This is a genomic window from Nocardia sp. NPDC058633 (assembly GCF_042717045.1).
In the GTDB taxonomy this organism is placed as follows: domain Bacteria; phylum Actinomycetota; class Actinomycetes; order Mycobacteriales; family Mycobacteriaceae; genus Nocardia.
The window spans coordinates 127,314-152,985 of sequence record NZ_JBHXRA010000008.1; the positions used below are offsets into that span (position 1 = coordinate 127,314).

A 25,672-nucleotide genomic window follows, 5' to 3' on the forward strand; every position below is an offset into this window, starting at 1 on the left:
GCCGACTACACCCGAGACCAGAGGGCGGGCGTATTCGGCGGTGTCCAGTTCGGGTCGTGCACTGTGTGCGCCTGCCTGCAGCTATAGGTTGCGCCCTGGTAGGTGACCTTGTCGCCGATGGCGTAGGTGGCGCCGTGGCGCCAGGGTGATCCGGCGGGGGTGGCTGTTGTCGTCGGATGCTCGTGCCCGGGAGTCGTCGTCACCGGCGGCTTCGTGGTCGTAGCAGGTGGTTTCGTGGTCGTAGCAGGCGGCGTGGTGGTGGCGGGCGGGGTACTGGTGGTCGGCTGGGAGGTAGTGGGCTTCGGGGTGGTCGTGGTCGGAGGTGTGCCCCCGCCTGCCCCGACCTCGAGATCGACGCAACTGTAGAAGGCCGCGGCCGTATCACCGATATTCCACACCGCACGCAATTTCTGGCGGCCGGAATATTTCGACAAATCGACGGTATGGGTCACTTCCATGGACGGCTGTTCGTTTCGCCCGTCGAACACCGCGACTCTGGTATTTCCGATGAAGTATTCCCAATTCATCGTCCGATGGTTCGCGGTGTTCTTCCAGGTGAACCTCGCGCTGCCGGAGACTTTTTGCGGAACCCAACCGAGGCTGTCGTCGTCGAGCTCGGGATACTTGTTCGCACTGCAGTTGGTAAGACCCTTCGGCCCCTCGACACTCTGGGGCTCGTATTTCACCGCGCCGCAGGGCACGAGGCCACGGGCGCATTGCTCCTGCCTACTCGCGGGCCCGGTTATCCAACCGTGGGCATTCGCGCTACCGGCAGGCACCAACGCGGTAACGAGGGGCGCCAACGCCATTGCTCCGGCGAAGAACAGAATTCGACTTCTCACTATCAATACTCCTTGGAAACGCACACGGAGGACGACAGGGGCCGGCTTGCCGTCCGAGAAACATTTCGAGCGATGACACTGAACACTTCGATATCGAACTGTGACCCCGAACATTAGGGTGACGAAGATCAACCGTCAACCGTTCCAGTAGCGAAAAATATTGCTACCTGCTGGTATTCACAGGCCGTTTCGCAGCAGTGCGAATTCAGCGAACAACTCCGTTCAGAACCAACCGGTATCGATCCATGGCAAACGATTGGCTAATCTCGCAGCTATTCAGGGTGTACAGATTTGCCAGAAGTTGTCGATAGGTAGCCGTGTCGGAAACAAGCCGTCTTACCGTTCGAGTGTGGGCACCCGTAGCAGAGGCCTGGCGAACTTTGCGCGACTCCTCCAAAATCGGCCGGAGGCCGTCCCGAATCAGCCGAGGAAGGCGAGGATTGCGGAGGTGATCCTGCGTAGCGAGCCCGCCCCTCCGGCGCTCGATGAGCGCGGCGTCGGCGGCCGAGCACAGTTCCCGCATTCGACCAGGGCGCTCGGACGCTCGGCCGGATTGAGCCGTGCCGCGCCCTGCCACGAGGCGACGTCGTCCGCACCGTGTCACGCTCGCAGCGCGAACCCAACTCGAGGCTGCCACCTTCCTGACGCGGCATCGCTCTGCCCGAGACGATGGCTCGCGGCCGACACCGTGGCCGCTGGCCGACGCCACGGCGGAACGCCACCTGGTCGAACGATTCGTCGGGCCCAACCTCCGTGCGGGGTGGCTCCCGGCGAGGACGCGGCTCAGCCGCGGTGATGGCGACTCTCGTAGGCAACGCGCTCGATGTCGGTCCGACGGCGTTCGGCCTCGTTCGCCAGCTCGGGATCGAAGCCATGGCTGACCAGGCGGTGCCGCCGGTACACGTAGACCAGCGCCACGGTGAAGTAGACCAGTGGCAGATACAGCAGCGCCATCATCGACAGCCCTATCCACAGCGGGCCTGGCACCAGCAAGAACAGGCACAGCACCGGTAGCACGGGCACCAGGAAGCGCATCAGGTATCGGCGGGTCGCGCCGGGGCCGGTGAGGTCGGCCAGCACCCAGTCCGCCATCGAGGGCGGCAGGGTGCCGCCGGTGATGTAGCGAACGCGCTGCCAGATATTCGGGGTCGAGTCGCTCATTGCTGCTCCCTCACGTCGGATGCGCGTCGCGCGGCGGCATTCACCCGGCCGAGGACATCGCGCAATTCTTCCAGATCCGCCAGGCTCACACCGAGGCGTGCCACGACGGCAGGCGGGATCCGCTCGGCTTGTTCGCGCAGGTCACGGCCAGCCTCGGTGAGGTCGATGTGCAGCGTGCGCTCGTCGTGTGGATCGCGGCGGCGGGTGAGGAGACCGGCGGATTCGAGCCGCTTGAGCAGCGGTGACAACGTCGCGGAGTCGAGCTGGATCGCCTCGGCGACCGCCTTCACCGACATCGGCGCCTCACCCCACAGGGCGAGCATCACCAGATACTGCGGATGTGTCAGGCCGAGCGGTTCGAGCAGCGGCCGGTAGACCGCGAGCACCGATCGATTGGCCACCGCCAGGGCGAAGCACACCTGCCGGTCGAGCCGCAACGGATCCTCGAGCTCTCGCATCGTCCACCACCTTCCTTGGTCCACACACTATTATGCCACTAATAGTTAGTGCAATAACTATTAGTGGCGTCACAGGTGGGCGGGCGATGCGCGTCAGTCCTCGTCGACGACCAGTGGCTCCCCGGCTGCGGCGCGGCGCACCTTCTCGCGGCCGTTGTCCTCCTCGGTACGGCCCTGACGCCAGTAACCCGTGAAGGTGATCGCGCGCTTGTCGACACCACGGTCGCGGACGAGAGTGCGCCGGGTGAGCTTCACCAACTCGGCCTCACCGGAGATCCACGCGTAGGGCGCGCCCGCGGGGAGCTCGGCGGCGCGGACCGCGTCGACCACCGCGTCGCCGTAGCGACGACCACCTCGATGCACCCACTCGATCCTCACGTCACCACGGGTCTCGAACCGCTGCTCGTCGGCCGGGCCGTCGACCTCGATGAACGCCCGCACCGGCGCACCCGCATCGAGGCGTTCGATGATCGCGCCGATCGCCGGAACGGCGGTCTCGTCACCGACGAGCAGCTGCCAGTCGGAATCACCGGACGGTGCGTAGAGCGCGTGCGGCGGGCAGAGCAGGCCGATCTCGTCGCCCGGCGCCGCGGTCGAAGCCCAGCCCGAGGCAGGGCCCGCGTGCTCGGCGTGCAGGGCGAAGTCGATGTCGAGCTCACCGAGTTCGGGCCGCTGCGCACGGATCGTGTAGGTGCGCATCGGCGGGCGAATCTCATCAGGCATCGCGAGATACCGCTGGTACCAACTCATTACGCTGCCCGAGGCATGCAGGGGCGGCGGGACGAGGGGACGCGGCCGACCCTCGAGCGGGAAGAAGAGCTTCGTGTACTGGTCGGGCCCGACGTCGGCGAGCGCGGCCGGGTCCTGACAGCCGAGGGTTACCCGCACCATGCGCGGCGTCAGCCGTACCGCGCGACGAACCCTCGCCGGCGCGTAGACCATGGCCGGTCGTTTCACAGTCCCAGTCGTCATTAGGCCAGGCTAACCTATTTATGAGCAGAAGAAATAGTCCACTGCCGACAGCAAGGCCCTCATTGAGCTACCCGATTGCCGCGCGGACAGCAACGACATCCTCGCTCGAGGCGCGACCTGCGCCAGATCCGCGTGCGGGCGGATTCAGGGCATCGGCAGTGGCGGTGTCTTCGGGAATGTCACCGGCAACGCCGCGAGCGACCGATGGAACGGGCCTGGCCGCCATACCAGCTCCTCGACGGGCACGGCCAAGGTCAGTTCCGGGAGCGCGTCGAGCAATTGGTCGATCGCGTCCTGCACGATCAAGTAGGCGACCGGTTTGGCCGGACAGCCGTGCGGACCCGCGCTCCAGGCCAGGTGGGCCCGGTTGTCGACGACATCGCGCCCGGCGATGGCCGGATCGTTGTTGCACGCCGACATGCTGATGACGACCGGTTCGTGCGCGGGCAGCCAGGTGTTGTCGACCAGGATCGGCTGACGCGGGTAGGTCATGCAGAAATTAGCCAGCGGCGGGTCGGTGAACAGCACTTCGTCGAGCGCGTCGCGCGTGGACAGGCTGCCGCCGAGCACATCTCCCGCGAACCGGTCATCGGTGAGCATCAGCCGCAAGGTGTTGACCACCAGGTTCAGCATCGGCTCGATACCCGCGCCGTAGAGCACCAGCAGTTGGTGCACCATCTCCTCGTCGGTCAGGGCCGCCTGGTGCTGGAGCAGGCGGGTGGCGACATCGTCGCCGGGCTCGCGCTGACGCAGCCCCACCAGATCCGCCAGCGCGGAGGCGAGCAGGTTGTTACCCGCCTCGGCGTCGTCGCCTTCGAAGATCTGCGCCATTCCGGTGGCGACCTGCTGGCCGATCTCGGGGGTGCACCCGAGCATCGAGTTCAGCGCCTGGAACACCAGCGGAAACGCGTACTGACTCAACAGGTCCGCGGACCCGATTGAGCAGAAGCTGTTGATCAGCGGAATGGCGAATTGTTCGACGGTGCTGTGCATCGCGTACAGATCCACCCCGGCGATCCCTGCGACATTGGCCTGCCGGTACCGGGTGTGCTCGGCGCCGGTGGTGCGCAACGCGGCCGGACGGAATTGCAGCATCGGCAGGACAGGGCAGTCCAGCGGGATATCGCGTTCCCACATCCGTGGGTCGGCCGGGAAGTGCTCCGGATCGTTGAGGATGCGCACGGCGGTGTGATAGCCGATCACCAGCGTGGCCCTGATGCCCGGCGACAGCTCCACCGGCACCACCGAGCCGAACCGGCTCCGCATCCGCTGGTAGGCCGCCTGCGGATCCGCGGCGAACTCGGGTGCCCACATCGCCACCCGTTCGTCGGCGGCGATATCGACCGTCATGACGCTGTTGCTTCCTGTCTGCGAAAAAGGTATTCCGCCAACGTGATCAGTGCGCGCAGGCCCTGATCACGGCGACGTGCGTCGAGTGCGATCACCGGGGTCTCCGGGGCGAGGTCGAGTGCCTCGCGCACTTCTTCGAGTGGGTAGCGGCGGAATCCTTCGAATTCGTTCACCGCCACCGCGTACGGCACACCACGCTGTTCCAGCGCCGAGAGCACGTCGTCGGCCTTCTCGATGCGCCGGGTGTCGACGAGCACCAGCGCGCCGAGGGCGCCGCGAGCCAGTTCCTCCCACAGCGGGGCGAACCGTTCCTGGCCCGGTGTGCCGAACAGGTACAGTGCCAGTTGGGGATTCAGGGTGATGCGGCCGAAATCCAGGGCGACAGTGGTGGAAACCTTGCTGCCCAACCCGGCCATGTCGTCGACACCGATGCTGGCCTCGGTGATCGTCTCTTCCGTCCGCAGCGGCCTGATCTCGGAGACGCCGCACACGAAGGTGGTTTTGCCGACACCGAAATTACCTGCGACCAGGATCTTCACCGACCGTGTCACGGTTTCCGCGACGTAGTCGACCTCATCCCGCGATGGCGCGGAGGCCATGCAGCACCTCCTTGATCAGTGCGAGTTCCGGCTTCACCTGTGCCGGGGTGGGGCAGTGCAGGTGGCCGCTGTCGAGCAGATCGGAGACGATGATCTTCACGACGGAGGCGGGCAGGTCCAGATAGGCCGACAGTTCGGCGATCGAGAGTGCGCCGCGGCGGCTGGTGAGCGCGAGCAGGCGGCGCTCGTCGGGGCGGTGATCGGGACGCGCGTCCTCGACCGCACGGACCAGGGTCACCAGGTCCAGGTCATAGGAGGCACGCACCCGTCCGCCGGTGCGTACATAGGACCGCACCAGGTCGGGATCGCGCCTGCCGCGGCTCAATTCCTCCCGCCTAGGCGGGGTGCGCTACCGATCTCGTGACCGACACGCGAGGCGAGTTCGTTCATCCGATGCGCCACCAGGGCGACGTCGACATCGGCGGTCGTGGCGACGCCGAGCAGGGCGCCCGCACCGGCGGCGGTGATCATGATCATGCCCTCGTCGTACTCGGTCATGTTCTGACGCACCGTGTTCGACGGGCCGCCGCAGAATTCCCCGAGCGCCTTGCCGAGCGAGCGCAGACCGGAGGCGGCCGCGGCGAAGCGTTCGGCGTCGTCCTTGACCACGCCGCGGGAGTGGGCGATGCGCAGCCCGTCCTCGGACAGCAGTACCGCGAAGCGGACCCCGGGGATCTCGAGATCCTCGAGCAGCCACGCCAATCGGTTGGTGCTATCGGCTACCGGTGTGCTCATCGGCTGTTCCTTCCGTGGTTCGCTCGGCCGCAGCGGCGCGACCGCTGCGGGATCCGCTGCGCCAGGCAGCGGCGAGGTCGGGGCGCGCCTGCCCCGACTCGGTCGTTACCCCCGCCGAATCCGGGGCAACTGGTCTGCGGCGGCGCTTGGGCAGCCCGCCGCTGGTGATCTCGTGGACATCGGCGCCCGGCGATTCGATCTCGGCGACCGGAACGGGAATGTGCGCGGGCGCGGCGAGTTCGGGCTCGGGCAGCCGCGGCGCGTCCCCGCTCACCAGCAGCGCCGACGGCACGTACACCATGGCGCGCATACCACCGAAGATATTGGGCCCGTCGACGTGCACGGAGAATCCGTAGCGCCGGGCAAGCGCCGCGATGCCGGGGAAGCCGACCTTCGGCGCGGGACCGAGATCGTGGATATCGACCGGGCGTTCACCGCTGAGCACCAGGCGCGCGTCCTCGAGCTGCTCGGGACTCATTCGCATGCCCGCGTCGTCGATGATGACGGTGACGCCGTGATGGCCCTCCTGGAACCCGATCTCGACGAACGACGACGGCGGCGAATAGCGCAGTGCGTTGTCGAGCAGGGTCGCCATGGTGTGTACGAGCGGCTCGACCGCGCGGCTGATCACGATCCGGTCGGACTGCGCCGCCCGCACGCGCAGGAATTCCCTGACCCGCCCGGTGGCGCCGCCCGCCACGTCGGTGAGCGACTGCTGGGGCCACCGACGACCGGGCAGGCCGCCGGAGACGATGACATAGGACTGCGCCTGCCGGATCATCTGCTGCACGGTGTGGTCGATCCGGGTGAGTGTCTCGTAGATCGCGTCGTCACGATGTTCGCGCAGGGCGGCACTGACGACCTGGCCGAGGTCGGTCCCGAGGCTTACCACCGAGGTACCGAAGGAACGCACCGCGGCGCTGGTGGCCGCCCGCGACGATGCCGAGAGCTCCTCGCGGGTCTGCTCCTGCGCGGCCTGTACCTCGCTCGCGCGGCGCTGCTCGACATAGCGTTCGACCATCGCTCTGGTTTCCTCGGTGACCACACGCAGATCCTCGGCATGCCCGGTCGCGATCCACTGCAGGGCTTGGCCGAACTGCGAATCGCCCAGTTCCACCGGCAGATCCACGGCGACCGACGGGATCTCGTGCCTGCGCACGGCGGCGGTGATCGCGGGCAGCGTGGTCTGCGCGAGCTGCATCAACGCGTTCTCGCAGGCGAGGCGTTCACGGATGGCGGCGTCGGCCCGCTGCCGCTGTCGGCGCTCGTTGCGCATGGCCAAGACACTGACCGCGATCGCGAGCAGTAACAGCGGCGCACCGATGACGAGCAACAGCACCGCGATTCCTGAGTTCATCAGATCTTTCGTCGTCCTCGACCACGCGACGCTGTTGCCGGTGGCCCTCGCCGGCCGGCCCGCCGAGGCATTTCACTGTCGCCGCGGGGCGATTCGGATACCCGATTCACACGCCCCAGTTCCAGCGACCCGCACACATTAGCAGCACGACCGACAATTGCGACGTGGATCATGCTGTCCGGCATCATAATTCCGCCCGAAACGCACCGAACTCCTGGACGGTTGATCTATTCTGGTTTGCTATGCCTCGAGCCGCCTCTTGCGGAACCCCGGGTACCGGATAATATCCCCGGCGTGGCGAAACTGAAGCTCTCCGTCGACGTCCCCGTCCCGCCGGACCAGGCCTGGGCGCACGCGTCCGACCTCCCCCACCTCGGTGATTGGCTCACCATTCACGAAGCGTGGCGCGGCACGCTGCCCGAGGAGCTGACGACGGGCACCGTGGTCATCGGCATCGCGCGCGTGAAAGGCTTCCGCAACAAGGTCACCTGGACGGTGCGCACCGCGGAGCCGCCGCGCAAGCTCGCCCTCACCGGCACCGGTATCGGTGGCACCAAGTTCGGCCTCGGCCTGCTCGTCGAGCCGAGCGGCACCGGATCCAAGGTGAGCGTCGACATCGATCTGGGCGGCGCACCGCTGTTCGGCCCGATCGGCTCCGCCGTCGCGAAAGCGCTGCGCGGCGATATCGAGCGCTCCCTGGAGATGTTCGTCAAACTCTACGGCTGAACCACCACGCGAAAGCCCGGACGGAACACACTGTTGCGCCCGGGCTTTCGACGACAACGGTCAGGCCGGCAGCACGGCTTCGGCGTCGATCGGGGTCTTCGGTGTGGTCCGGGGCAGGAAGAACGCCGGGACCAGGGTCAGCAACGCCAGCACCACGGTGACCCAATAGGTGTTGCTGAACGCCGTCGCCGCCAACTCGAGCCCCTGCTCGATGACCGACGGCGGTAGCTGTGCGGCCAGGTCTGGCCTGGCATTGGCGCCGATCGCGACTTTCGCCTCCGGATGATCGTTGAGCTGGGCAGCCAGCACGACCGACATCGTCGCCGTGCCGATCGACGCCGCGGTCTGGTTGACGATGTTCATCAATGTCGAACCGCGCGCGACCTGTGCGCGAGAGAGAGTCTGGATCGCCGCGGTCATCACCGGCATCATGGTGGCGCCCATGCCCAGACCCATCACGAACAGGGCACCCCCGATGAACAGGTACGAGGTGTCGGCGCCCAACTGCGTGAACCCGGCCAGCCCGAGGGTGATGAAGGTGAGACCGAACATGACGATCTTGCCGGGGCCGATCTTGTCGACCAGGAATCCCGCTATCGGCATCGTCAGCATGGCGCCGATACCCTGTGGCGCCATGAGCAAGCCGGAGTCGAACGCTGTTTCACCACGTACCTGCTGCAGATAGTTCGGCAGCAGGAATCCGGCGCCGAAGAACGCCGTCGCGAACAGCGACATGGTCAGCACGGAATAGCGCAGCGACGGGTTGGCGAACAGCCGCAGGTCGATCAGCGGATGCTCGGTGCGCAGCGCGTGGAACACGAACGCCCCCAGCAACACCACGCCGATGATCGCCGGAATCAGCACGCGCGCGGCCATGACGGTGCCCTTCTCCGGGATGGAGGAGACGCCGAACAGGAACAGCGCGAGGCCGGGCGAGGCCAACAGCATTCCGAGGAAGTCGAACGACTCCGACGGCTTGGGCTTGTCGGGAGCGAAGACGACCCACGCCAGGACCAGCGCGACGATGCCGAGTGGCAGGTTGATCAGGAAGATCCAGTGCCAACTGAACGCGTCGATGAGCCAGCCGCCGAGAATGGGTCCGCAGATCGGGCCGAGCAGCATGGGGACACCGAGCACCGCCATCACGCGCCCGATCCGCTGCGGGCCTGCGGCGTGGGTCATGATCGTCATGCCCAGCGGCATGAGCATGCCGCCGCCGAGGCCCTGGACGACACGGAACGCCACCAGCGACTCGATACTCCACGCCATCGAACACAGCACCGACCCGATGACGAAGAACGTCAGCGCCGCCATATACAGGCGCTTGGTGCCGAAACGGTCAGCGGCCCAGCCCGTCATCGGGATGACCGAGGCCAGCGCCAAGGTGTAGCCGGTCATGGTCCAGGCGACGACCTCGACGGAGGCGTCGAAGTCCTGCATGAATGTCGGGATCGCCACGGTGACCACGGTGATGTCGAGAATCGACATCACGGCACCGAGGACGACGACGCCGGCCACCTTCAGGACGGCGGCATCCAGCTTGTCAGGAGTGCGATCGGGCGCGGCGGCACCGATATCCGGAGGTTTCGTCACCGGTTGACCCAAGCACTTTTCGCTCCCGAAGACCAGTGAGATCTAATGTTCGTGATCACCGTCCGCCGCGACGCGGTCGATGCCGCGAGCGCGGTGTCACACCCGCGTGATCGTGGCCGCTTCGGCGGCCACCAGCGCCGTCCTGGTCGCGGCGTCCGAGGCGGGCAACATCGGCAATCGCACTGCCGGGCTGGAGATCTGGCCGCGCTCGGCGAGCACCGCCTTGATGACGGTGGGGTTGGGCTCGGCGAACAGCGCCGCGCCGAGCGCGTCGAGGCTGTTGCCGATGGCGCGTGCTGTGGCGACGTCACCGGAGCGCCAGGCCTCGACGAGGTCGGTGTATTCGCGGGGCGCGATATTGGCGGCGGCCAGGATCGCGCCGTGCGCGCCGAGAGCCAGGAGAGCGGAGGCGAATCGATCGTCACCGCTGAGCACTGTCGCGGGAGTCCGTGCGGCCATCAATTCGACGCTGGCCGCGTCGATTCCGCCGACGGCGTGCTTGAACCCGGCGATATTGGGGGTGTTCGCGAGACGAATCAGCGTGCTACCGCTCAGCGGGCGCCCCGTGCGGTGCGGCACATCGTAGACCAGCAGCGGCGCCGGACTGACCGCCGCCAGCTGCGTGAAGTGCGCGATCACCCCTTCCTCACTGGGTCGTACGTAGTAGGGCACCACCGCCAGCACGGCCGCGACGGGCCGCCCCAGCGCGGCGATCGCTTTCACCGATTCCGCGGTGGCGTTGCCCCCGGCGCAGGCGATCAGTGGCGCGCCGCGATCAGCACACACGCCCGCGCAGATATCGAGCACCTGCGCGCGCTCGGCGGCGGTGAGCGCGGAGGGCTCGGCGGTGGTGCCGAGCGCGACGAGTCCGGTGGCGCCCGCGTCGAGCACGGCGTGCGCGTGACGTCTCAGCGCGGCGGGCTCGACAGACCCGTCAGCGGTGAACGGGGTGATCAGGGGGACGAAGAGTCCGTGTAGCGATGTCATGATTCCATCGTCGAGCCCGGACTACCATCAGGTCCAGTTCACATTCATGATGATGACCGTAAGCTGAGCTGATGCTCGATGTCCGCAAACTTCGCCTGCTTCGCGAGCTCGCCCACCGCGGCACCATCGCCGCAGTCGCCGAGGCGCTCAGCTACACGCCCTCCGCGGTGTCCCAGCAGCTCACCGCCCTCGAACGCGAAGCGGGTGTCGCACTGCTCGAGCGTTCGGGTCGGCGCGTCACGCTCACCCCGGCCGCCGAACTGCTGGTCGGCCACACCGAGACGATCCTGGCGGCACTCGAACACGCCGACGCCGAATTGTCCGCTACCCGCCATGAGCTGGCAGGAACCCTGCGGATCGGCACCTTCCCGACCGCGGCGCGCACCCTGCTCTCGCCCGCCCTGGTGACCCTGAGCACCGACCACCCGCGCCTGGAACTCACCGTCACCGAGATCGATCCCGCCGACATCCCGAACGCACTACGCGCGGGCACCTTGGACGTCGCGCTCACCCACGACTACGACCTGGTCCCCGCCGACGCTGACCTCTCCCTACACACCGAACCGCTGCATTCCGAAACCGTCTACCTGGCCACCCGATCCCCCGTGCCCGCCGAGGACTCGCTGGCAGCTCACCGCCAATCCCCCTGGATCGCAGGCACTCCCGGCACCCTGTGTCACACCTTGACCATCCGAGCCTGCCAGGCAACAGGTTTCACCCCCCACATCCGCCACCACGCCGACGACTTCGACACCGTCCTCACTCTCGTCGCCGCGGGCGCGGGCACCGCGATCGTCCCCGCCTTGGCCCTGTACGCACCCCCCGACCGCATCACCCTCACCCCACTACCCATCCGCCGCCACACCCAGCTCGTATATCGCAACGGCACCGGGCTACACCCCGCGATCCATGCCGCCCGCACAGCTCTACACGCCGCGGCCCGGGCCGTGGAGGTCGCTCGAGCGTTCCCGTGACGACCGCTGGGCACCCCGCTGTTCAGGCGGTTCTCCCCCGCTGGGGGGCGCGCTGACGGGTACGGGTGGCCGAGACCGGGTCGATGTCGGGCATGGACCACTGCGCGGAGAGGGCGAGGCTGGGTTCGCGGCCGGAGGCTACGTGGCGGTAGGCGATCTCGGCGGCGGCGACGGGGTCGTTGGCGGCGATGGCGGCGTAGAGGGCTTCGTGTTCCTCGCACTGGGTGCCGGGGTCACGTTCCTTCGTCAGGTGGAACAGCCAGCGGACTCGGGACTCCAAGGGACGCAACAGCGACTGCAACAGCGGGTTTCCGGACACTTCGACGATGACCGCGTGAAAGCCGGCGTTGGCGGCGGCGATCGCGGCTTGGTCGCCACGGGCGGTCGCCCGACGGGCCGCGCTCAGCTGCGCGCGAAGCGCGGCGAGGTCGGCCGGTTCGGCGCGTTCGGCGGCGAGGCGGGCCGCCAAGACCTCGAGGCTTTCGCGGACGTCGAAAAGATCGCGCACATCCGTCACCGTGAACGGGGCGACGATCGCGCCCTGCCTCGGCACGATCACGACCAGGCCTTCGCGTTCGAGCATCTGCAGCGCCTCCCGCAGCGGAATCCGCGAGATGGCCAGCTCGGTCGCGAGGTCGCGTTCCACCAGCCGCTGACCAGGGCTCAGTCGCAGATCGATGATCCGATCTCGCAACTCCTCGTAGGCCTGATCCCGTAGCGATTTCTTCACCGGTTCCGCCGCCACCGCGCCGTCCTTCCGCTCCTGCACGCCACCACGGTAGTCCGCTCGCGGCATGCGACCGTTTCTTACGTTTCGGTAATCCGCACGTCATCTACGGGCCGCAGGCTGACATTTAACGGTATACCGCTAAGTGAGCGGTTCGTTCGACCAAGGAGTACCCCGTGCACAAGTCCACACGGCGCGCGATCGCCGCCGGCTCGGCCGCTCTCGTCGCCGCAGCCCTCCTGTCGGCCTGCGGATCCGCCGACACCACCGCGTTGGGCGGCAAGCTGAAGGTCGGCGTGTTCTTCCCCGGCTCACTCTCCGACACCGGCTTCATGGAATCGGGCTACCTCGGCTACCAGCGCATCGCGGACACACTCGGCGACAAGGTGGAACTCAGCAAAGTCGAACAGGTCGCGGCGAGCGACTACCAGCAGGCACTGGTCCGTTTCGCCTCGACCAACGACCTGGTGATCTCCCTCGGCGGCCAGACCGACGCCGACGTGCGCAAAGTGGCTCCGCAGTTCCCGAACGTGAAGTTCGTCGAGATCGGCGGACCGGCCGACGCGAAGCCCCTCGCCAATCTCGCCTACTACGACCCGCAACAGGCCGAGGCCGAATTCCTCAGCGGCGCGGTGTCGGCGGCGGGCTCGAAGTCCGGTGCGGTGGCCTTCATCGGCGGTGTCGAACTGCCCGCGATCGTCAACGCCGCCAACGCTTTCGGCAACGGCGCCCGCTTCGTGAAGCCGGAGGCGAAGGTACTCACCCCGCAGTACGTCGGTGACTTCAACGACCCCGCCAAGGCCAAGCAGGCCGCGCTGGCCGATTACGGCGCGGGCGCGGGGACACTCGGCCAGATCGTGAACCTGGGCAAGGCGGGCATGGAGCAGGCCGCGACCCAGTCCGGCGCCACGATGGTCGGCGGCCCGATCCCCGGCGACTGCACCAACCCCGCGTATCTGGGCTATGTGCACACCGATATCGGCGCCGAGGTCGAGTTCGCGGTGCGTGCCGTTCTCGACAACTCGTGGAAGGCCGAGAACGTGCGATTCGGGCTGACCTCGCCCAACGACGGCACCGACTTCGTGTTGTGCAGCAAGGATGCCGGGGTAGCCGACGCCCTCGCGAAGGCGAAAACGGCCCTGTCCACCGGCGCGGTCGAGCCGTACTGACCGCGATGAGCACTCCCGCCTTGACCCTGCACGGGGTCGGTAAGCGCTTCGGTGACGTCCGAGCACTGCACGATGTGGACCTCACCGTCGGATCCGGCACTGTCCACTGCATTCTCGGTGAGAACGGTGCGGGCAAGTCGACGCTGTGCAATCTCGTCTTCGGTGGCTACCGTCCGGACGCGGGCCGAATGACACTGGGCAGCGACCCCTTCCGGCCCGACTCCCCCGCCGCCGCGATGACCGCGGGCGTCGCCATGGTGCACCAGCATTTCAGCCTGGTCACCACCATGACCGTCGCCGAGAACCTGCTGCTCACCCAGCACGGACGGCGATTACGACGCAAGGACCTGACCGACCGACTCGACGAGATCGCCCAGCGCTACCGCCTGCGCATCGATCTCGATCAGCGGGTGGCGTCGATGCCGGTCGGCGCCCGGCAGAAGGTCGAGATCGTGAAGGCGTTGCTGCGCGATCCGTCGCTGATCCTGCTCGACGAACCGACGGGAGTGCTCGATCCGGCCGAGATCGACGCGCTGATCGACACCTGCCGAGCCATCGCCGCCGACGGCAAAGCGGTGGTGCTGGTGACGCACAAACTCGGCGAGGTGGCCCGGGTCGCCGACGCCGCGACCGTGTTGCGCCGTGGCACGGTCGCCGGTGGCGGGCCGATGTCGAACACCACCATCACCGAATTGCTCACCGCGATGGTCGGGCGCACCGCCGCCGACCTCGATCCGACCGTCGCGGCGACCATCGGGCTCGATCCCGCCGACACGGCCGCACCGAAGACCATCGCGAACCCGAGCTTGCCTGGCGAAACCAGTTCAGCCGCACCAGTTCTCACTGTCGACCGGGTGACCGTGCATCGCGACGACGGCAGTGCCGCGCTCGACGATGCCCACCTGCTGGTGCGGCCCGGCGAGATCGTCGGGATCGCCGGCGTCGAGGGCAACGGGCAGAGCGAGCTCGTCGCGGTGCTGGCCGGCGGCACCCCGGTGAGCAGCGGCACCGTCACCCTCGCCGAGACCGATATCACTACCGCGAGTCCCGCGACCCGAACCGGGCTCGGGCTGGGTGTTGTGCCCGAAGATCGTCACCGCGACGCGATGGTCGCCGAGATGACCCTGGCAGAGAACCTCTTCCTGGGTCGGCTCGGCCGCTTCCGGCGCTTCGGACTGCTCGACAAGCAGGCAATGGGCCGCGCCGCGCAGGCCGAACTCGACCGCTTCGACGTGCGCGCGGCCGGGCCGTGGGTACCGATGGGTTCGCTCTCGGGCGGCAACCAGCAGAAGGTGGTGCTGGCTCGCGAACTGTCCGCCGCGAACCTGCGTTGCCTGGTCGCCGCCCAGCCGACGCGCGGATTGGATATCGGCGCCGTCGATTTCGTGCTCACCCAACTGCGCCGCGCTGCCGCCGACGGCTGCGGGGTGCTGGTGGTGTCGAGCGAGGTACCCGAACTGCTCGCTCTGTGTGACCGGGTTCTCGTCGCCTATCGCGGAGCACTGGCCGGACCCGTGGAGACTTCCGATCCCACAGCGGCACAACAGATCAGCGAATTGATGATGGGAGTCGCGGGATGAGCGCACCGGAGAAGATCATGACGGCGGCGCACGACCCGGCGCCTCGACCGCGGCGCACGTCGCAGATCGTGGGCAGGTTTTCGCCGGCGAACGCGCGGTCTCGACGTGTGTCGGGATCGCGGCGGTGGGCACAGCATCCTGTCACCGTCGCCGCGGCGGCGATGATCGCCGCGGGAGGGATCGGGCTGATCCTGGCCGCCCTCGCGGGTGCGGCCCCCGCCGCTACGATGACCGCGCTGTGGGAGGGCATGTTCGGCAGCGACTACGCCATCGGCGCCTCGCTCAACGTCGCGGCCACCCTCATGCTGGTGGCCGTCGGTTTCACCGTCGCGCATCGCGCCGGGCTGGTCAATGTCGGTGGCGAGGGCCAGATCTGCGCGGGCGGGATCGCCGCCACCGCGATCGGCACCACCCTGACCGGCACACCGGCCGCGATCACCCTGCCCGCCGTACTGATCGGGGCGGCGGGGGCGGGCTGGGCATGGGCGGCGATCGCCGCGTATCTGCGGGTCAGGCGGGGAACCAGCGAGATCATCACCACGCTGCTGCTCAACTTCGTCGGCCTGGCGCTGGTACTGCTCGTGGTACACGAACCCGCGCTGCTGCGTCAGCCGGTGACCTCCTCGGAGACGTTGCCGCAGTCCGAACAGCTCACCGCGGCCGCGCATCTACCGCTTCTCGGCATCGAGCGCTCCCCCGCGACCATCGCACTGTGGATCGCGCTGGTGGCCGCGTTCGGCACCGCGCTCATGGTGCGCCACAGCGCGCTCGGCACCCGCTTGCGCGCGGTCGGGCTCAATCCCGACGCGGCGGCCCGGCTCGGCCTGCCGGTGCAGCGGTTGCGTTTCTTGAGCCTGTCGGCCGCGGGCGCGTTCGCCGGCCTGGCGGGTGGCCTGTTGGTCGCCACGGCGCCGTTCGTCCTCGCCGAGGGGTTCTCCTCCGGATACGGATTCTCCGGCCTGGTGGTCGGTCTGCTGGCGCGCGGCTCACTGGCCGCCGTCGTCGCGGTGTCGCTGCTGCTCGGCTTCCTCGTCTCCGGGGGGATCAACCTGCAGTTGGCCGCCGACGTGCCCGCGTCGACCATCGCGGTCGTGGAGTCGCTGATGATCGTGTTCATCGCGGGCGCGGCCATCTGGACGTTGCGCGGCTCCCGAGCCGAACCCGCCGCACCACCACCCCATTCCGCGGCAGACGCCGCCGAGCCGGCAGGAGCACCGCGATGAGCCTCGACACGGTCACCGATATCGCCACCAGCGGAATCGGTTTCACCCTGCCCATCCTCGTCGCCGCGAGCGGCGAGCTGGTCAGCGAGCGCGCGGGCGTGCTCAATCTGAGCTTGGAGGCGATGATGCTCACCGGCGCGTTCGCCGGCGTGCTCGGCGCCGTCACCACCGGCTCGCCGGTGCTCGGCGCGGCGGCCGCGGTGCTCGCCGCCCTGATCTTCGGTGCGCTCCAGGCGATCTGGAGCGTCGGCCTGCGTGCCGACCAGATCGTCGTCGGCATCGCCAGCAACGCGCTGGCGCTCGGCGCCACCACCTACGGTGCGCGACTGCTGCTCGCCGACGGAAAAGGGCACAGCGTGCCGGGCTTCGACGTGCTGCGGATCCCGCTGCTGCATCGCATCCCGGTCGTCGGGCCTGCCCTGTTCGGGCAGACCGCGCTCGGCTATCTGTGCATCGCGGTCGTCGCCGTCTCGGCGTTCGTGTTCTCCCGCCGCACCAAACTCGGCCTGGTGATCGACGCGATCGGTGAAGACGCCGTCGCCGCCGACCGCACCGGTCTGTCCGTGCGGGCCGTCCGTTACGGCTGCGTGCTGCTGGCCGCGTTCGCGGCCGGCCTCGGTGGTGCGCAACTGGCGCTGTCGGAAGTGCATTCGTTCAGCGACAACATGACCGGCGGCATCGGCTATCTCGCCGTGGTCGCGGTGATCGCCGGGCGCTGGCGCGCACTCGGGGTGATCTGGGCGTCGGTGTTCTTCGGTCTCGCCCAGGCACTGCAGTTCGCGTTGCCCGCACTGGGCGTCGACGTGCCGTTCGCGCTGTTGGTGATGCTGCCCTACCTGATCGCGATCGTCGCCGTGAGCGGCTTGGTCGGCAACAGCCGCTCGCCGCGCGACCTCACCGTCGCCTTCGCCCGAACTTCCTGACCTGCCGCTACTTTCGTAGGAGCCACCCTTGACCCTGATCCTGTCGCACTCCGATGTGGCCGCCGTGCTCGATCGCGGCGAGGTACTGGCCGCCGTCGAGCGCGCGCACGCCGACCTGGCGCTGGGCACCGCGTTCGTGCCCGCACCGCCGGCGATGACCGTGGGTGCGGCGGCCTTCGTGCCGATGGTCGCCGCCGCCGAATCCGCGGGTGCCGCCGCCGTGAAACTGCTCGCCGACCTGCCCGCCAATCGTGAGCGCGGGCTGCCGGTGCAGCGGTCGGTGATCGTGGTGACCTCGGCGGTCGACGGTTCGTGCGAGGCGCTGATCGACGGACGCCTCGTCACCGCCGTACGTACGGCAGCGGCCAGCGCGGTCGCGACGAAATACCTTTCCCGCCAGGGGAGTTCGGTTCTCGGCCTGATCGGCGCGGGCAATCTGGCCATCGAGCACACCCGCGCGATCGCGACAGTGCGTGAGCTCGAGACCGTCCTGGTGTGGTCGCGTACCGCGGCCACGATCGACCGATTCCGCGAGGGCATCGCCGATCTCGGACTCCAAGTACGCGTCCTGGACAACCCGGAGGCCGTCACCCGCGCCGCGGACGTGCTGTGCACCCTCACACCGTCGCGAGAACCGATCGTCCACGGCGCCTGGTTCGGCGCGGGCTTGCATGTCAACGCCGTGGGCGCGCCACCGCGTGCGGATCACCGCGAGGTGGACGGCGAGGCCATGCGGCGGTCCGTCGTCGTCGTAGACTCGATCGGCACCACGCTCACCAAATCCGGGGACACGCTGCTGGCCGTCGCCGAAGGCGCGATCACCCGGGACGCGGTGGGTACCGAGCTGGGCGAGGTGATCGCGGGCCGGGCACCGGGTCGCCACGACGACAGCGACATCACCCTGTTCAATTCGGTGGGTATCGGCCTGCAGGACCTGGTCACCGCCCGCCTGCTCATCGACAAGGCCCGCACCGGCGGCATCGGAACGGAAGTGGATCTCTGCTCATGAGCGAACTGACCGATATCGACATCACCCACCTGCGCCGTGCCATCGACCTCGCCGGGCACGCCGCCGCGCTCGGCGACCGGCCCTTCGGCGCCGTCGCGGTCGCCGCCGACAGCGCAGTGCTCGCCGAGGGAGTGAACGCGGTGCACACCACCGGCGACGTCACCACCCACGCCGAACTGGTCGCGATCACGCTCGCGACCGCCGCGGGCCGCGCTGAGCTACTGCGCGGCGCCACCGTCTACGCCAGCGGGGAGCCGTGCCCGATGTGCGCCGCGGCGATGGTGTGGGCCGGGGTCGGTCGGATCGTCTTCGCCGCGGCGGCAGCCGAATTCGGGCCGATCCTGCCCGCGGGCCCCAGCTTCGAGCTCACCTGCGCCGAGGTCGTCGCGAGCTCGAACGTATCGGTCGAGGTCAGTGGACCGCATCTCGGCGAGGAAGCTCTCGCCGTCTTCCGCGCGGCCGCGCAACACTAGCCCCGAACACACCGAGGGCGCGGCGTCGTGTCGACGCCGCGCCCTCGGTGCGCGGTTCACTTCACCGCGACGACCTCGACGGGTTCGCCCAGTTCACGCTGTTCCTCGATCGCCTCGGGAGTTCCCGGCACCTGTGTGCCGCGCAGCGAGACGCCCTTGGTCTCGATGAGGAAGAAGGAAGCGATCAGGCCGACCGCGCACGCCCCGAACATGTAGTAGGCCGGGATCATGTTGTTGCCGGTCGCGTTGATGATCGCCTCGTTGATCACCGGTGCGGTGCCACCGAACATCGAGGTGGCGACGTTGTAGCCGATCGCCACACCGGCGAATCGCACGATCGTGGGGAACATCGCGGGGAAGGTGGCCGAGATGGTCGCCAGCTGGGGTGCGTAGAGCAGGCCCAGGATCGCGAAGCCGACGATGGCGCCGGTGAGCGAGGATCCGATCAGGTGATAGACCGGGATCACCGCGATCATCATCGCCGCGCACGAGAACATCCACATGGGTTTGCGCCCGACGCGGTCGGAGAGGGCGCCGAGGAACGGCAGGGTGCACAGCATCGCGAGCTGGCCGATCAGCGGCACGAGCAACGCGTCGGATTCCTCCATACCGAGGGTGGAACCGAGGTAGGTGGGGGTGTAGCTGAGCAACGAGTAGTTGACGACGTTCAGCGCGATCACCAGGCCGAACAGGGTCAGCACCGGGCGCAGGTACTTGGTCACCAGATCGCGGTAGACGCCGGAGAGTTCCTCGGTCTCGTCCTTGCGGTCGACCTCGAGGAACACCGGGGTGTCCTCCACCCGGCTGCGCAGGTACATGCCGATCAGGCCCAGCGGCCCGGCGATCATGAACGGGATCCGCCAGCCCCACGAATTCATCGACGCGTCGTCGAGCACATTCACCAGCAACAGCGCGACCAGGTTGCCCAGGGTGAAGCCGGCCAGCGTGCCGACCTCGAGGAAGCTGCCGTAGAATCCGCGCTTGCGATCGGGCGCGTATTCGGCCATGAATGTCGCGGCACCGCCGTATTCACCACCGGCGGAAAGTCCCTGAATCATGCGCAGCACGTACAGCAGAATCGGGGCGGCGATCCCGATCACTTCGAAGCTCGGGATAAGGCCGACGGCCAGTGTCGATCCGGCCATCAGGATAATCGTGGTCGCGAGTACTCGTTTACGGCCGATACGGTCGCCCAGTGGGCCCCAGATCATGCCGCCCACCGGACGGATCAGGAACGATACGGCGAAACCGAGCAGCGTGTAGACCATCCCGGACTCACCATCACCGGGAAACAACGACCTCGCGATATATGTCGCCAGATAGGCATAGACACCATAGTCGAACCATTCGACCGCATTACCGATCGCCGACGCACCGATTGCGCGGTGCAACACCGTTTTCGATTCCCTTGACATCCACACACCCTCTCGTCGTCGCCATCCACGAATACCCGACCTCTTTGCGGGCAAACGTTACGAGCACGCGAAGACCTGCGGTTACAGCCACTACGCTGCGGACGAGCAATTAAACGAGGGCAGCCAGTTTAGCTGCGAGGACGGCCTTTTCACGTTCGTTGCCACAGCGGCTGATCGCCGCGGTGAGCTCCGCCTTGGCTTCGGGGGTGCGACCGAGCCGGGTGAGCAGTTCGCCGCGCACGCTGGGCAGCAGGTGCGAGGCGGACAGGGCGCCGGACGCGACGATCTCGTCGACGATCGGCAGGGCCGCGGCGGGTCCCTTCGCCATCGACACCGCCACCGCCCGGTTGAGTTCCACCACCGGTGAGGGCGCGAGCCTGCCCAGTGCTTCGTAGAGCACCACCACCCGTTCCCAATCGGTCCGCTCGACCGAGGGCGCGACCGCGTGGCATTCGGCGATCGCGGCCTGGAGGCCGTAGGCGCCGAGCCCCTGCCCCACCGCACCGGCTTTCACCAGGGCGGCACGGCCGCGCCGGATCGCCGAGCGGTCCCAGCGACGACGATCCTGTTGTTCGAGCAACACCGGCGCACCGTCGGGGCCGGTGCGGGCCGGGAACCGCGCGGCGGTCAGTTCGAGCAGCGCGAGCAGGCCGTAGACCTCGGGTTCGGCGGGCATCAGCCGCGACAGCACGCGGGCCAGCCGCTGCGCTTCTCCCGCGAGATCGAAGCGGATGAGGTCGTCGCCGGTGCTGGCCGAGGATCCCTCGGTGAAGATCAGGTAGATGACCGCGAGTACCGAACCGAGCCGGGCACGGCGCTCGGCGGCGGGCGGCACTTCGAAGGCGACTTCGGCCGCGCCGAGCGTCTTCTTCGCCCTGGTGATCCTGGCTTGCACGGTCGCGGTGGGCACCAGGCACGCCTTGGCGATCTCGTCGCTGGTGAGACCGCCGACAACGCGCAGCGTCAAGGCCAACCGTGCCTCCCGCGACAGCACCGGGTGGCACGAGATGAACATCAACGCGAGTACGTCGTCATCGATCTGGTCCGGATCCCACAGCACGTCCTCGGCCGTTCGTACGGGATCACCGCCGGTGAGCGCACCGCCCTCGCCGAGGTCGGCGGCGAGGGCGGTGTAGCGGTCGTCGAGGGCGGCGCGGCGCCGGAACGCGTCGATCGCCCGGCGTCTGCCGACGGTGAGCAACCACCCGGCCGGCTGACGGGGCACGCCTTCGCGTGGCCACGTCACCAGTGCCTCGGCCAGCGCTTCCTGGGCGAGATCCTCGGCCATCGCGAAATCGCGGGTGTAGCGCGCGAGCGCGCCGACGATGCGGGCCGATTCGATTCGCCAGACGGCGGCGACGGCCTCGCGGCCGGTGTGGTCACTCATCGTGATTCAGAGCTGGCCGGTGGCTTCACGCCAGGCGCGCTCCTTCTTGATCCAGATATTGTCCTGCGGGAATTCGTCGATGCTGGTGACCCGGCGGATCTCGGTCTTGGTGCCGGGTCCGACATACGGCATCCGCTTGGCCCACTCGATGGCTTCCTCTTTGGAGGCCACGTTGAGGATGTAGTACCCGCCGAACAGTTCCTTCGTCTCACCGTAGGGCCCGTCGGTGACGACCGGGGTCTCCGAGGAGTAGTCGACGACTACGCCCTGGGCGGCGTCGTCGAGCCCCTCGGCGGCGACGAGTACTCCGGCGCTGATCAACTCGTCGTTGAACTTGCCCATGGTTTCGAGAATCTCGTTGAAGTCGACGTCGGCCATCGCGGCCCAGGCTTCGTCGGTGGCGCGCATGATCAGCATGTACTTCATGGTTCGTCTCCTCGGATCGGTGTGGGCCCGCTTGCCGGGCCCTGCGTTCATCCCTAGGTCGAACGGGCACCGGTGCGGATCGACACCCGGGGTGAGAATTCTTTTCGCGAGTCTTCGGCAGCCTACGACGACTGGGGCGTTCACGCGCTGACGGCGGACTCGAATGCCCGAATCGGGTATTCATGATCGTCGGGCGTGATACAGATCGAACAGGTTTGTCATGCAGGCAGGCACCAACAGAAGGAGTCACCCGTGAGTGCGGTTCTCGTCGAGCAACGCGAGCATGTGCTCGTGATCGTGCTGAATCGGCCCCAGGCCATGAACTCGGTCGACGCCGAACTGAGCACCGGTGTCGGCGAGGCGCTCGAGCGCGCCGACGCCGACCCGCAGATTCGCGCGGTCGTGCTCACCGGCGCGGGCGAGCGGGCATTCTGCGCGGGCGCGGATCTCAAGGCGCTCAGCCGAGGCGAGTCGATTTTCGCCGCGGGACACGAGGATTGGGGTCTGGCGGGATATGTCCGGCATCCGATCAGCAAGCCGACCATCGCCGCGGTGAACGGGTTCGCGCTCGGCGGCGGCACCGAACTCGTCCTGGCCAGCGATCTCGCTGTCGCCGCCGAGACCGCCACCTTCGGCCTACCCGAGGTGGCCCGTGGCCTGTTCGCCGCGGCGGGCGGCGCATTCCGCCTGCCCGAACAACTGCCACGCAAGGTCGCGATGGAGATGATCCTCACCGGCGAACCGATCACCGCGGCCCGCGCGCTGGAACTGGGGCTGATCAACCGTGTCGTCCCCGCCGCCGACGTGCTCGATGCCGCGTTGGCCCTGGCCGGTCGGATCGCGGAGAACGCGCCGCTGGCGGTGCAGGCGAGCAAGCGGGTGGCGCTGGGCATCATCGACGGCAAGCTCGCCGACGACGCCGCCTGGGACCAGACCAACCGCGAGATCATGGCGGTCGCGATGACCGAGGACATGCGCGAAGGCGCCATCGCTTTCGCGCAGAAGCGCAAGCCGAACTGGCAGGCACGCTGAGCCGATGCGGATCCTGATCCTCGGCGCCTCCGGTTTCGTCGGCAGCGCGCTGCACGCGCAGTTCGCCGACAGCCACGAGGTCGTCGGGACCAGCCGGAGCGGGCACGGGCTCGCTCCGGTGGATCTCGCCGATACCGACGCCGTGCGAGAACTCGTCGGACAGGGGTTCGACGTGGTGGTCCACACTGCCGGTGTGGTGGATCTCGGTGCCGCGCAACGCGATCCCGCCGCGGCCTACGCGGCCAACGTCGCGCCGATGACCCCCCTGCTCGATGCCGTCGACGACACCGGGGCGAAACTCGTCTACCTGTCGACCGACAACGTCTTCGACGGCACCGCCGACCACTACGACGAAAGCGCGACGCGCACACCGATCAACGTCTACGGGCAGACAAAGGCGGCCGCCGAGGACCTGGTCCTCCACCACCACCGCCACCTGGTCGTGCGCCTGCCCCTCGTCTACGGGCGCAGCCCACTGTCCAACAAATTCCTGGCTCGCTTCGCCGCACCCGAGATCCGGGCACGCACCGACATCGTCTGCAATCCCCTGTATCTGCCGAGCCTGGCCCCCGCGCTCGAGCAACTCGCCGACGAGTCGGGTGTCGTGCACATCGCGGGTGCCGAGACCCTGAGTCGCTACGAACTGATGACCCGGGTCCGCGACCATTTCGCGGCACCAGCGCGCATCGTGCCGACCGATCGGTTCTCTGCCGCCCAGGACTGCCCGCGCCCATTGCGCCTGGTCATGCGCAGTATCCGGCACACCGCGTCCGGCCCCGACGTCGACACCGCCCTCGCGGATCTGCGCTGATCCCACTCGGGCGTTGACGCCCGACGAAGAGTGAGTGTACAGTCACTCACATGAACAAGCGCGGTGCCACCCTCTCCACCTCGGACGTCCGGCGTGACGCGGTCGTCGACGCCGCGATCATCGAGTTCGCCAAGACCGGCTACCACGGCACCCCGATCAACACGGTCGCCGCCCGCGCCGACATCTCCCCCGCCTACGTCTTCAAACTCTTCCCCGGCAAGGTCGCCCTGTTCGTCGCCGCGCTCGATCACTGCTTCGAACTCGTCGAGCGCGCGATGTCGACGGGCGCGGCCGATTCCACCGCGACGGACCCCGCCGAGATCCTGCACGACATGGGCGGCGCCTACGCCGAACTCATCTCCGACAAGAGCCTGCTCATGCTGCAGGTGCACGCCCAGTCCGCCACCGACATCCCGGACATCGCCGACGCGCTGCGCCGTGGCCTGGCCAGGGTGACCACGTTCGTACAACGTCGTTCCGGTGCGAACCCCGAGCAGATCCAGTACTTCATCGCCTACGGCCAGCTCTGCCACCTCGTCACCACTCTCGGACTCGACGGCGACGACAGCGCGTGGGCCACCGCTCTGACCACCGGAATGCGCCACCCGAAGGTCCACTGACCACTCGCTTTACCTTCATCAGGGTGGAGCTTTCTTTTACACCAAGAGTGATTGACCAGTCACACACTAGGAGAGGTTCACCTGATGAACACCACGACCGCCACCGAAATCGTCCTGCCCGGGCGGGTAGACCCCAGCGGCCTGCTCGTCACCCACCGCGAAATCTCCGCACCCGCCCCCGGCCGCGCACTGGTTCGAGTCGATGCCTCCGGGGTGTCGTTCGCCGAGCAGCAGATGCGCCGCGGCAAGTACTTCGATCAGCCGCCGTTCCCGTTCGTCCCCGGCTACGATCTGGTCGGCACGGTGATCGCGGCCGACGACGCGACCCTGATCGGGCAACGGGTCGCGGCGTTGACCAAGACCGGCGGCTGGAGCAGCCATGTCGATCTCGACGCCGCCGACCTGGTCCCCGTGCCGGACACCCTCGACGCCGCCGATGCGGAAACCTTTGTCGTGAACGGTGTTACCGCCTGGCAGATGCTGCACCGAGTCGCCGACGTCGCGTCGGGTGCGACGATCCTCGTCCACGGCGCCAACGGCGGCGTCGGCTCCACACTGGTCCAATTGGCCCGTGCCGCAGGCATTCACGTGATCGGCACCGCGTCGACTCGCCATGCCGGCGCCGTCACCGCACTGGGCGCGACGTGGGTCGACTACCGCGCTGATGTGCCACACCAGGTTCGAGCGCTCGCGCCGAAGGGCGTCGACGCCGTGTTCGATCACATCGGCGGTCCCGGCATCAGCGATTCCTTCGGCCTGCTCGCCGACGGCGGCACGCTCGTGTCCTACGGAACGGCCGCCACCAAGAACGACGAAGGCGACTCACGCCTACCCGTCCTGAAACTGTTCGCCCGCCTGCTGTGGTGGAACATGCTGCCCAACAAGCGAAGTGCGCATTTCTACAATCTCTGGGCCGGCAAGCGCCACATCTCCCGCTTCCGTGCCCGCCTCGCCGAAGACCTGGCCCAGGTTTTCGCCCTCGCGGCCGCGGGCACGGTGACCGCGCAGGTCGCGGCCCGCATCCCCCTCACCGATGTCGCCCGCGCGATGGAGCTCGCCGAATCCGGCACCGTCACCGGCAAAGTCGTCCTCGTCAGCGCCTGACCCGCTCACACCCCCGGAG

The 25,672-nt window shown here is 67.9% G+C and carries 27 protein-coding genes; 12 read left to right on the top strand and 15 right to left on the bottom strand.

Going from position 1 to position 25,672, the window contains the following annotated elements:
* Positions 1–5: 5 nt before the first annotated feature.
* The 9 genes from ACFWUR_RS12380 to ACFWUR_RS12420 form a co-directional block, all read right to left on the bottom strand.
* Entirely contained in the window at positions 6–956 is a 951-nt protein-coding gene (locus ACFWUR_RS12380; RefSeq protein ID WP_378906366.1) for a carbohydrate-binding protein, read from the bottom strand.
* Between the two features lie 669 nt (positions 957–1,625).
* Positions 1,626–2,003 carry a DUF5313 family protein gene (locus ACFWUR_RS12385; protein WP_378906004.1) on the bottom strand — a complete coding sequence of 126 codons (378 nt, stop codon included), beginning with the start codon at positions 2,001–2,003 and terminating at the stop codon, positions 1,626–1,628.
* Positions 2,000–2,461 carry a MarR family winged helix-turn-helix transcriptional regulator gene (locus tag ACFWUR_RS12390; RefSeq protein WP_378906006.1) on the bottom strand — a complete coding sequence of 154 codons (462 nt, stop codon included), beginning with the start codon at positions 2,459–2,461 and terminating at the stop codon, positions 2,000–2,002. The genes ACFWUR_RS12385 and ACFWUR_RS12390 overlap by 4 nt, the downstream gene beginning before the upstream one ends.
* Positions 2,462–2,554: 93 nt before the next feature.
* Positions 2,555–3,433 carry a siderophore-interacting protein gene (locus ACFWUR_RS12395; protein ID WP_378906008.1) on the bottom strand — a complete coding sequence of 293 codons (879 nt, stop codon included), beginning with the start codon at positions 3,431–3,433 and terminating at the stop codon, positions 2,555–2,557.
* A 144-nt stretch (positions 3,434–3,577) separates the two neighbouring features.
* A complete protein-coding gene (locus ACFWUR_RS12400) occupies positions 3,578–4,783 on the bottom strand; it encodes a cytochrome P450 (RefSeq protein ID WP_378906010.1) in 1,206 nt (401 codons plus the stop codon).
* Positions 4,780–5,382, bottom strand: a complete 603-nt coding sequence (locus ACFWUR_RS12405; RefSeq protein WP_266289261.1) for an ATP/GTP-binding protein — start codon at positions 5,380–5,382, stop codon at positions 4,780–4,782. Before ACFWUR_RS12405 ends, ACFWUR_RS12400 begins: the two co-directional genes overlap by 4 nt.
* A complete protein-coding gene (locus ACFWUR_RS12410) occupies positions 5,357–5,707 on the bottom strand; it encodes a DUF742 domain-containing protein (protein ID WP_378906012.1) in 351 nt (116 codons plus the stop codon). The genes ACFWUR_RS12405 and ACFWUR_RS12410 overlap by 26 nt, the downstream gene beginning before the upstream one ends.
* Positions 5,704–6,117 (bottom strand): roadblock/LC7 domain-containing protein, encoded by a 414-nt coding sequence (locus ACFWUR_RS12415; protein WP_378906014.1) that lies wholly within the window; start codon positions 6,115–6,117, stop codon positions 5,704–5,706. Before ACFWUR_RS12415 ends, ACFWUR_RS12410 begins: the two co-directional genes overlap by 4 nt.
* On the bottom strand, positions 6,095–7,474 hold the full coding sequence (locus ACFWUR_RS12420) for a sensor histidine kinase (protein ID WP_378906016.1): 1,380 nt from the start codon (positions 7,472–7,474) through the stop codon (positions 6,095–6,097). The genes ACFWUR_RS12415 and ACFWUR_RS12420 overlap by 23 nt, the downstream gene beginning before the upstream one ends.
* A gap of 294 nt (positions 7,475–7,768) precedes the next feature.
* On the opposite strand from ACFWUR_RS12420, the gene ACFWUR_RS12425 reads away from it, so the two are divergent.
* Positions 7,769–8,200 carry an SRPBCC family protein gene (locus tag ACFWUR_RS12425; RefSeq protein ID WP_378906018.1) on the top strand — a complete coding sequence of 144 codons (432 nt, stop codon included), beginning with the start codon at positions 7,769–7,771 and terminating at the stop codon, positions 8,198–8,200.
* A gap of 60 nt (positions 8,201–8,260) precedes the next feature.
* Here the strand turns inward: ACFWUR_RS12425 and ACFWUR_RS12430 are convergent, their stop codons facing one another.
* Together ACFWUR_RS12430 and dapA are read right to left on the bottom strand one after the other, a co-directional pair.
* Positions 8,261–9,793, bottom strand: a complete 1,533-nt coding sequence (locus ACFWUR_RS12430) for a DHA2 family efflux MFS transporter permease subunit (protein WP_378906020.1) — start codon at positions 9,791–9,793, stop codon at positions 8,261–8,263.
* Positions 9,794–9,889: 96 nt separating this feature from the next.
* Positions 9,890–10,780 (bottom strand): 4-hydroxy-tetrahydrodipicolinate synthase, encoded by an 891-nt coding sequence (gene dapA / locus ACFWUR_RS12435; RefSeq protein WP_378906022.1) that lies wholly within the window; start codon positions 10,778–10,780, stop codon positions 9,890–9,892.
* Positions 10,781–10,851: 71 nt separating this feature from the next.
* Between dapA and ACFWUR_RS12440 the strand changes: the two genes are divergently transcribed.
* Positions 10,852–11,754, top strand: a complete 903-nt coding sequence (locus ACFWUR_RS12440; protein ID WP_378906024.1) for a LysR family transcriptional regulator — start codon at positions 10,852–10,854, stop codon at positions 11,752–11,754.
* 22 nt (positions 11,755–11,776) lie between these two features.
* Here the strand turns inward: ACFWUR_RS12440 and ACFWUR_RS12445 are convergent, their stop codons facing one another.
* Positions 11,777–12,523: a GntR family transcriptional regulator gene (locus tag ACFWUR_RS12445; RefSeq protein ID WP_378906026.1), complete on the bottom strand. Its 747-nt coding sequence runs from the start codon at positions 12,521–12,523 to the stop codon at positions 11,777–11,779.
* 134 nt (positions 12,524–12,657) lie between these two features.
* On the opposite strand from ACFWUR_RS12445, the gene ACFWUR_RS12450 reads away from it, so the two are divergent.
* From ACFWUR_RS12450 to ACFWUR_RS12475, 6 genes are all read left to right on the top strand, one after another.
* On the top strand, positions 12,658–13,650 hold the full coding sequence (locus ACFWUR_RS12450; protein ID WP_378906028.1) for a BMP family protein: 993 nt from the start codon (positions 12,658–12,660) through the stop codon (positions 13,648–13,650).
* Between the two features lie 5 nt (positions 13,651–13,655).
* The gene (locus ACFWUR_RS12455) at positions 13,656–15,230 is read left to right on the top strand and encodes an ABC transporter ATP-binding protein (protein WP_378906030.1); all 1,575 of its coding nucleotides are present in this window, start codon (positions 13,656–13,658) and stop codon (positions 15,228–15,230) included.
* A 161-nt stretch (positions 15,231–15,391) separates the two neighbouring features.
* The gene (locus ACFWUR_RS12460) at positions 15,392–16,453 is read left to right on the top strand and encodes an ABC transporter permease (protein WP_378906368.1); all 1,062 of its coding nucleotides are present in this window, start codon (positions 15,392–15,394) and stop codon (positions 16,451–16,453) included.
* Positions 16,450–17,376, top strand: a complete 927-nt coding sequence (locus ACFWUR_RS12465) for an ABC transporter permease (protein ID WP_378906032.1) — start codon at positions 16,450–16,452, stop codon at positions 17,374–17,376. Before ACFWUR_RS12460 ends, ACFWUR_RS12465 begins: the two co-directional genes overlap by 4 nt.
* A gap of 28 nt (positions 17,377–17,404) precedes the next feature.
* Complete coding sequence (locus ACFWUR_RS12470; RefSeq protein ID WP_378906034.1) at positions 17,405–18,385, top strand: ornithine cyclodeaminase family protein; 981 nt, start codon at positions 17,405–17,407, stop codon at positions 18,383–18,385.
* A complete protein-coding gene (locus tag ACFWUR_RS12475) occupies positions 18,382–18,858 on the top strand; it encodes a nucleoside deaminase (RefSeq protein ID WP_378906036.1) in 477 nt (158 codons plus the stop codon). Before ACFWUR_RS12470 ends, ACFWUR_RS12475 begins: the two co-directional genes overlap by 4 nt.
* A gap of 56 nt (positions 18,859–18,914) precedes the next feature.
* Here ACFWUR_RS12475 and ACFWUR_RS12480 read toward each other — a convergent pair whose 3' ends face one another.
* The 3 genes from ACFWUR_RS12480 to ACFWUR_RS12490 form a co-directional block, all read right to left on the bottom strand.
* Positions 18,915–20,273: an MFS transporter gene (locus ACFWUR_RS12480; RefSeq protein ID WP_378906038.1), complete on the bottom strand. Its 1,359-nt coding sequence runs from the start codon at positions 20,271–20,273 to the stop codon at positions 18,915–18,917.
* A 109-nt stretch (positions 20,274–20,382) separates the two neighbouring features.
* Positions 20,383–21,660, bottom strand: a complete 1,278-nt coding sequence (locus ACFWUR_RS12485; RefSeq protein WP_378906039.1) for an RNA polymerase sigma factor — start codon at positions 21,658–21,660, stop codon at positions 20,383–20,385.
* A 6-nt stretch (positions 21,661–21,666) separates the two neighbouring features.
* Entirely contained in the window at positions 21,667–22,086 is a 420-nt protein-coding gene (locus ACFWUR_RS12490; RefSeq protein WP_378906040.1) for a YciI family protein, read from the bottom strand.
* 252 nt (positions 22,087–22,338) lie between these two features.
* Here ACFWUR_RS12490 and ACFWUR_RS12495 point away from each other — a divergent pair, with 252 nt between their 5' ends.
* The 4 genes from ACFWUR_RS12495 to ACFWUR_RS12510 all read left to right on the top strand — a co-directional run bounded on the left by ACFWUR_RS12495 (position 22,339) and on the right by ACFWUR_RS12510 (position 25,653).
* Positions 22,339–23,118, top strand: coding sequence for a crotonase/enoyl-CoA hydratase family protein (locus tag ACFWUR_RS12495; protein WP_378906042.1), 780 nt, complete (start codon positions 22,339–22,341; stop codon positions 23,116–23,118).
* Positions 23,119–23,122: 4 nt separating this feature from the next.
* Entirely contained in the window at positions 23,123–23,929 is an 807-nt protein-coding gene (locus ACFWUR_RS12500) for an SDR family oxidoreductase (RefSeq protein WP_378906044.1), read from the top strand.
* 50 nt (positions 23,930–23,979) lie between these two features.
* The gene (locus ACFWUR_RS12505; protein ID WP_378906046.1) at positions 23,980–24,549 is read left to right on the top strand and encodes a TetR/AcrR family transcriptional regulator; all 570 of its coding nucleotides are present in this window, start codon (positions 23,980–23,982) and stop codon (positions 24,547–24,549) included.
* A gap of 84 nt (positions 24,550–24,633) precedes the next feature.
* A complete protein-coding gene (locus ACFWUR_RS12510) occupies positions 24,634–25,653 on the top strand; it encodes a medium chain dehydrogenase/reductase family protein (protein WP_378906048.1) in 1,020 nt (339 codons plus the stop codon).
* Positions 25,654–25,672: the final 19 nt, after the last annotated feature.